The following is a 481-nucleotide window of genomic DNA, read 5'->3' on the forward strand; positions in this document are numbered from 1 at the left end:
GGTAGTCACTCATGCAAACGTGGATCACTCGCCGCTCTCAGGCAGCACGCCGTCAACGCGGCTTCACGCTGATCGAGATCATGGTCGTGGTGGCGATTCTCGGCATTCTCGCGGCGCTCATCGTGCCGAAGATCATGAGCCGTCCCGATGAAGCGCGCCGGATCGCGGCGAAGCAGGACATCGGCACGATCATGCAGGCGCTCAAGCTGTACCGCCTCGACAACGGCCGCTATCCGACCCAGGACCAGGGCCTGAACGCGTTGATCCAGAAGCCGACCACCGATCCGATCCCGAACAACTGGAAGGACGGCGGCTATCTCGAGCGCCTGCCGAACGATCCGTGGGGCAATTCGTACAAGTATCTGAACCCGGGCGTGCACGGCGAGATCGACGTGTTCAGCTACGGCGCCGACGGCAAGGAAGGCGGCGAAAGCAACGATTCCGACATCGGCTCGTGGCAATGAGCCGCTGACGCCCCGCT

The 481-nt window shown here is 63.0% G+C and carries 1 protein-coding gene; it reads left to right on the forward strand.

Features of this window, described 5'->3' with window-relative positions:
- Nucleotides 1–11: 11 nt before the first annotated feature.
- Nucleotides 12–464, forward strand: a complete 453-nt coding sequence (gene gspG, locus J5M71_RS27770) for a type II secretion system major pseudopilin GspG (protein WP_004196811.1) — start codon at nt 12–14, stop codon at nt 462–464.
- The last annotated feature ends 17 nt before the right edge of the window (nt 465–481 follow it).

Source organism: Pseudomonas sp. 43(2021) (genome assembly GCF_017490805.1).
In the GTDB taxonomy this organism is placed as follows: Bacteria; Pseudomonadota; Gammaproteobacteria; order Pseudomonadales; family Pseudomonadaceae; genus Aquipseudomonas.